Source organism: Nostoc sp. 'Peltigera membranacea cyanobiont' 210A, from assembly GCF_002246015.1.
GTDB lineage: Bacteria > Cyanobacteriota > Cyanobacteriia > Cyanobacteriales > Nostocaceae > Nostoc.
Map to the genome: position 1 here is coordinate 163,063 of NZ_NOLJ01000009.1, position 6,952 is coordinate 170,014.

General features: G+C 40.9%; 4 protein-coding genes. 3 read left to right on the forward strand and 1 reads right to left on the reverse strand.

Going from position 1 to position 6,952, the window contains the following annotated elements; genetic code table 11:
• Positions 1-4 precede the first annotated feature (4 nt).
• Positions 5-1,288 carry a DUF389 domain-containing protein gene (locus tag CDG76_RS27055; protein WP_094351968.1) on the reverse strand — a complete coding sequence of 428 codons (1,284 nt, stop codon included), beginning with the start codon at positions 1,286-1,288 and terminating at the stop codon, positions 5-7.
• Positions 1,289-2,101: 813 nt separating this feature from the next.
• Here CDG76_RS27055 and CDG76_RS27060 point away from each other — a divergent pair.
• The 3 genes from CDG76_RS27060 (at position 2,102) to CDG76_RS27070 (ending at position 6,857) form a co-directional block, all read left to right on the forward strand.
• Positions 2,102-3,040 carry an S-layer homology domain-containing protein gene (locus CDG76_RS27060; RefSeq protein ID WP_223265408.1) on the forward strand — a complete coding sequence of 313 codons (939 nt, stop codon included), beginning with the start codon at positions 2,102-2,104 and terminating at the stop codon, positions 3,038-3,040.
• A gap of 224 nt (positions 3,041-3,264) precedes the next feature.
• Entirely contained in the window at positions 3,265-4,149 is an 885-nt protein-coding gene (locus tag CDG76_RS27065; RefSeq protein ID WP_094351969.1) for a DUF2382 domain-containing protein, read from the forward strand.
• 461 nt (positions 4,150-4,610) lie between these two features.
• Positions 4,611-6,857, forward strand: coding sequence for an HD family phosphohydrolase (locus tag CDG76_RS27070; protein ID WP_094351970.1), 2,247 nt, complete (start codon positions 4,611-4,613; stop codon positions 6,855-6,857).
• Positions 6,858-6,952: the final 95 nt, after the last annotated feature.

Here is a 6,952-nt window from a genome sequence, read left to right on the forward strand (position 1 = left end):
GGTCTTATTGTTTACTAGCAGGGGTTTCTAGTACGTTGACATCAACTAGAGGTGTTACATTTAAGTCCTGTTTCAATAATTGGGTTTGAATTGATTGGGTGAGGCGTGAGCGTATTTCTTCACTAGACGCTGTAACTCCCGGTTGACGCTGCACATAAATAACAGATAGCAGGGTATCCTGCCCTTGAATATTGGATCGCGTAAAGCGCACATTCGACTCAACTAATTTTGCTAAACCAACTTGTTCCACAGTTTTCTGAACTTGGGCGTTGGCACGTTGGGTAAGGCTAGAGCGTTGTAAATTGGGAGAATTAGAGAACTGCCAAGTGAGCAAAAGAGCCAATGCGATGACAGTTATTACTAAGGCAGAAAAGAATACCCGTTTTTTACCACGCTGATAGCGAGTTCCTTGAGCAGACAGCCCGAATACTCGGAACAAGAGCGCTGCTGAAAAGTTAATGCCGCATAGTTGCAAAAACAGTAAGAATAGCTCCGAAATTACCATGTCCCACCTACCGACTGCACTTGCCATACCGACAATTCCCGCAGGTGGAGCTAAGGAAGCGGCAACTAACATTCCGGTTGCTGCCCCAGAGACTAAACTACTCCGTTCTGACTGCACCAAGTTGAGCGCTCCTGCTGCTCCGGCTGCCAATGGCAAAATCACTGCTACTGCTGAAACTTGGCTACTTTCTACCATTAAACTGGTGGGAATTTCTTGCCGTAATATCAGGCTAAGTAGCCAAGTAGTGGCAATTGTGACTGCTAAAGCGGAAAAATATCGTAAAATACTCCGCCCTAAGAGTTTGCGATCGCCCCATGCAGTAGCGATCGCTGTATTCATTGCTGGGCCTGCAAACGGTGCTATCAGCATTGCCGCCACCAGCAAGTAAGCTGTATTAGTATACAAGCCAATCCAGACTACAAAGCCTGCCAGTGCTGCATAACTAAGAAAACCTCGCCAAGAGCCAACACTTTGCAAACCAGAAAGAAAAATCTCAATCGGACTGCGTTCTTCCACATCTACAACTTGTTGCGGCGCTTCCGATGCAGGGGGTTGCAGAGTCATCACACCAGTTGGTATGAGCGTAATTTGTACTTTGGGTAAGTCTTGCAACTTGTCCAGAACTTTGCCAACTTCTCGATTAGAAACATGAACGATCGCTACATCAATCGGTTCTTCTGCATTTCCTTCAAATCGAGCCAGATTTGTGCCGTTATGAGATTTGGCAATGTCGATAACAGCTTTTCCATTTCCTCGTGGTACTTGGATAATGAGTTGACGCATTCTACCCTCCTACCGCTAACCATCTTGCGTTTTCAGACAATAACTCTACTACCCAAAGAAAGATTTTTTTAAACATGTATCTCATATTCAATTAACACTTAATTTTTGTCCGTAAAATGGGTACATAGTAAAATAACTGATAGCCAAGGTAGCAAAAAACTTATACAAGCAAAATTTCATTAATTTATCGTTTGAGACTTAGATTAAATCTAAATAGTGGAAAAGCCGTGGAGAACTCTGCTATATTTTTATTCTCGAAAGCAAGTTTTATATTTTATTACTTAGATTTATACCAGTCCTAAATCATTCGTGAAAATTATATTTCTCTTTTTTCTTTCTTTCCTTTGCGTCCTACACTGCGGGAAGGCCGCTTTGCATCTATGCGGTTCGTTTCCTAATCTATATTTTTCACTACTAAAATAAGATTGCTATAAAATTATGGCTATTCAGTACTTAGTATGCTAAATTAATCTGCTAAAAAGCTGAAAATATTGCTGCACAACAAAAGCAGGCATTGTTTTTAACATTTTAGTCCATTCTTGGTACTTAAGCTTTCTAAACTTGATTTTAAAGTCTAGTTTTGATGTTTAACTAATAATTTGGCATAACAGGTACTGAAGAACCAAAATTATTCTATTAACATAAGCCGTCACTAAAACATTGACGTTTTTGATATTTTCATTTTTGCGTTATCTATATCTAAAGTAATAAACATAGTCAGTCTTTAGTAGTATTTCAAGTTGTGGGATAAATTTCTCCACTAAATTTCCACTATTTTTTAATAACTATTGAAGTATTAGAAATAATGAAGAATTGAAAAAACAGGGGGCATGGATCGTAACACAGTTAACTAAGTTCGTTTCAGCAGGTGTATCTTTACTAACTTTAAATTTAACAGTACTAGCAGTTGGAGCATTAGAAACATCTGCTCAATCTTCCCCTACAACTACCTTTAGTGATGTTCAACCTAATTACTGGGCACAGCCATTTATTCGAGGTTTGGCTGCAAGAAATATTGTAACTGGATATCCTGATGGTACATTTCGACCAGAACAACCAGTAGACCGAGATGAGTTTGCAGCAATTATTCGTAAAGCTTTTGACCAACCACCAACTCGCCAGATAGCAAGTGGTGCTGTATATAAAGATGTTCCTACTAACTATTGGGCTACTCGCCCCATTGAAGAAGCATATCAACAAGGATTTATGACAGGTTATCCTGGTGGATACTTTCGTCCCAATCAATCGGTTTCTAAGGTTGAGGCTATAGTTGCTTTAAATAAAGGTCTGAATCTAACTACTGGTACATCCGCAGTTACTGTACCCACAGTCATGCAGAGAGTAGTTCCTCAAAAAACCGCACAAAAACCTGTAAAAAGGCGTGTTTTAATGCCGATTGGATTTACTACTTTAATGCAGCCTTTATTAATATCAAAAGCCTCAGCCATAGCAGCTAATGCTGTAAATATTAACCGTCCTGCGTCATTTATTATTACTAACACTTATGCAGATGCCAATAAGATTCCGCAATATGCAGTTGGAGATGTAGCAGCCGCAACTAAAGCAAATATAGTGGTCAACTATCCAAATCCTAAAGTTCTTAATCCAAGTAAACCTGCAACTAGAGGAGAGATTACGGCTTTAGTTTATCAAACTTTAGTTTCCCAAGGAAAGATAGAAGCAGTTGCTATTAATTTACCTGCTAATCAGTATATTGTTCGGACTCCTGTTAATAAACAAAATGCTCAATAAGTGCGAATTTCTCCGAGATTTTTGCTGATTTCAGGTCTAACAAGTTAGTTATAAGCCTCTATAATCTTATGCAGAGATTTACTTTTGGTTTGATTAACCCGAATTTTTTAAAACAATTAATTCAACAGTAATGATTTTTTAGACATTAATATCTTTCTTGAGAAAGAAGGATTAAAAAATTATATCTTTACGATTGTAAATATAGATGTAGGAGGAAAAAGAATATGGCTTTATATAAAATCGAAGACTTTGCTGGTAACTATGGTGATACAGATTTTGATAGCTATGAAGTTAGGGATTTTGATGTCTATTCAGATATAAATGACGATAAAGTTGGGACTGTAAAACACATCTTGGTGGATGATTCAGGTCATTTCCGCTATTTAGTTGTTGACACAGGTTTTTGGTTCTTTGGCAGACAAGTATTGTTACCAATTGGGCGTTCCCGAATAAGCTATAGCAATCGACGCGTGTATGCCATTGGGCTGACGAAGGAGCAAGTAGAAAATTTACCAGATTTTAATGATTTGGAACAGATTGATTACGATTATGAGGAACAGGTGCGTGGAGTTTATCGGACTCCAATGAGACAAGCATCTTTAGAGACATCAACACCTGTAGAGACATCGACACCTGTAAATGCTCCACCAGTCTCTAGCGATCGCAATACATATACGTATGAAGATGAACCAAATCTTTACGATATGAATCAGCAGGATCATCAAAACCTGAAACTATACGAAGAACGTTTAGTTGCCAATAAATCCCGTGTTAAGACAGGAGAAGTATCTGTTGGCAAACACGTTGAAACTGAGACGGCAAGAGTTGCTGTGCCAGTTGAAAAAGAACGCGTAATCATTGAACGCACTACTCCAAACGAAGCTGGTAGAACTGTATCGCCTGCTGAGGCTAACTTCCGTGAAGGAGAAGTTACTCGGATGGATCTTTATGAAGAAACCCCGAATATTCAGAAGGAAGCCGTTTTGCGCGAGGAAGTGAAAATTAAGAAAGTAGTTGAACAGGATACAGTTGAAGCCGAAGGTACTGTTCGTCGTGAGGAATTAGACGTTAATACGAATGATGAGCGGTTGCATGAGAGAAGAAGCTAAATGGCTTTAAGATAACTGCTAATAAAATATCCCCGCACTTACTTAGCTTTTCAAAGTGCGGGGCAATTTTTTACATTCAAAGTTAATTTTGAATAGGTTGCGATCGCTATGCGGGTGCTGTTGTCCAACCATCCTAAAAGAATGGTTGCACCATCGCCTATGCTGGGGCGTAGCCCATCGCCAACTGTGGGAGAATGGCAAAATATTAAAATAGAGCAATCCTTAAAGAATACCTGCGGTAGTAGGGTAGTAAGTTAGATAAGGGAGGAATGTCAAGTAAGTTTTGTTGTAGATAAAATAGATTGGTCACTGATATCGATAAATTGCCCAAGTATAATGAACAAGCACTATAGTGGTGTAGTTTTTGGGGGTGATGTTTGAGTTTATTTCGTAGGGATTACAGGCAAACTAGACCTAAGAGTAAGCGATCGCATCTAAAAAACCGTCTCTATTCTGCTGGGATGTTTGTGTTTGTCGTACTATCTCTCTCCAGTGGACTAGGCTACCGTTTTTATAACCAACCAAAGCTGGATGTAGATAAGATAGCTCCTCAAACACTTACCGCACCAAGTTCAGCCAATGTTGAAGATGTAAAAACAACAGAAGAAAGACGCAGGGAGGCTCGTAGCGGTGCTTCAGCAGTCTGGGTTGACGATCCAGTAATTAATGAGCAAATTCACCAAAATCTCCAGCAATTATTCACAAAAGGCAATCAAATCCGCGAAAATTTGGGCAATTTTCCCTTTGTTAAGACTTCATTGTTGTCTACTGCTACACAAACTTACCTGCGACAAGTACCAGAACCTCAATGGCAGCAAGTATTACGAGGTTTGGATAAAAATAGCAATCTGACTGGTTTAAATTCTGCCCAGCAGCTAGCAGTGAAAAAACTGCGAACTTACCGAGAGTCTAACTCCTCCCAGGCTTTTGCTCAACTATTAAAAGCGATCGCCCAAGCTCGTCAGCGCTATAATATCAGCCTAAAAGCCCTGAGCGCGATGTCTAAAGACAACACGCAAAGCGTCTATGCCCAACCCGAAACCCTTTACAATGCCACTTTCTTAAACCTGTCTGATACAGATTGGCAAAAAACTCAAATCCAAGTGCGTCAAACTTTAGACCGAATGTTAGCACAGGGCATTTATCCTGGGCTATCCAAGGCTAACCTGAACTCTGCAATCGGGATGCAGGTGAGTGTTTCTGTGCCAGAAACAGCACAACCTTTAGCAAGGCGATTGCTATCAGCGGCGATCGCACCTAATCTAATTAAAGATATTGAGCAAACCAAGCTGATTGCAGAACAAGCAGCCGAAGCAGTAGAACCGGCGATCGTCAGCATTCAAAAAGGTGAAGTTATCGTTCAGGCTGGCACAAAAATTACCCAGGCTGATTTTGTCCTATTAGACCACTTTCACTTGAGCCAACGTGGAATCGATTGGCTGCATCTGATTCGTTTTAGTGGAATAGTGGCATTGGCTGTGGCTGTTTTCAAACTGGTAGAACGAAGGATTTACGCCAAATTACGACGGAGCGATTATCTCTTGATACTGCTCCTTACTCTCAGTACGCCGTTGCTAATAATCTTGACCAAATCATTTACAGGCTTACCTGCTATTGGTTTGCTTCTTGGTAGCTTCTACGGTACTGCGATCGGAGGTACTGTTATGGGGTTACTAACGATATTGCTCTCAATGGGAACGGAACTTAGCTGGCATTATTTAGTACCTAGTGCAGCTGGCGGAATTCTTGGCGGATTGATGGCGGGACAATGGCGATTCCCTGGTAGAGAAGCACTGCGAACGCGAGAGGAATTAGCTACTTTGGGAATCTTAATTGGGTTGACGCAGGGAGTAGTTTATTTGTTGGTCAACACTGCGATCGCACCCCTTTGGTATGCTGTGCTGGGTGCAGCAGTCCTCAACGGTTTAGCAGGGTTAGTTTGGAGCATCTTAGCACTAGGTTTAAGCCCCTACCTAGAAGCTTTATTTGATCTAGTCACACCTATTCGTCTGGCTGAATTGTCCAATCCCAACCGACCTTTATTAAAACGCCTAGCTAATGAAGCTCCTGGAACCTTCCAGCACACACTGTTTGTCGCTACTCTAGCAGAAGCTGCGGCACGAGCATTAAATTGTAATGTGGAACTCGTTAGGGCTGGGATTCTCTATCATGACATTGGTAAAATGCATGACCCTCTAGGATTTATTGAAAATCAAATGGGAGGTATTAATAAACATGATGTGATTAATGATCCCTGGAAAAGTGCCGAAATTATCAAAAAGCATGTGAGCGAAGGGTTGGTAATGGCTCGTCAACACAAGCTACCGAGTGCTATTCAGGCATTTATTCCTGAACATCAAGGAACCATTTTAATTGCCTATTTCTACCAACAAGCACAGCAACAGCAACAAAATCCTGAAAAAGTTTTACACGAATCAGATTTCCGCTACGACGGCCCCATTCCTCAATCCAAAGAAACGGGGATTGCTATATTGGCTGATGCTTGTGAAGCGGCATTACGCTCCCTTAAAGACGCAACCCCAGAAGCAGCACTGGCAATGGTAAATAAAATCCTGAAAGCACGTTGGCAGGATAATCAGTTGGTAGATTCAGGGTTAACACGGGCAGAGATGTCTCAAATTGCTCATATTTTTGTCCAGGTTTGGCAGCAATTTCATCACCAACGGATTGCCTATCCTAAACTTTAGATATTAGCTAAGGCTACTCCTGGATTTCTAAAGTGCGATATCTGCACTTCTCACAAGTGATAAATTCAGGGGGTGTGGGGAGTGTGGGGGGTGTG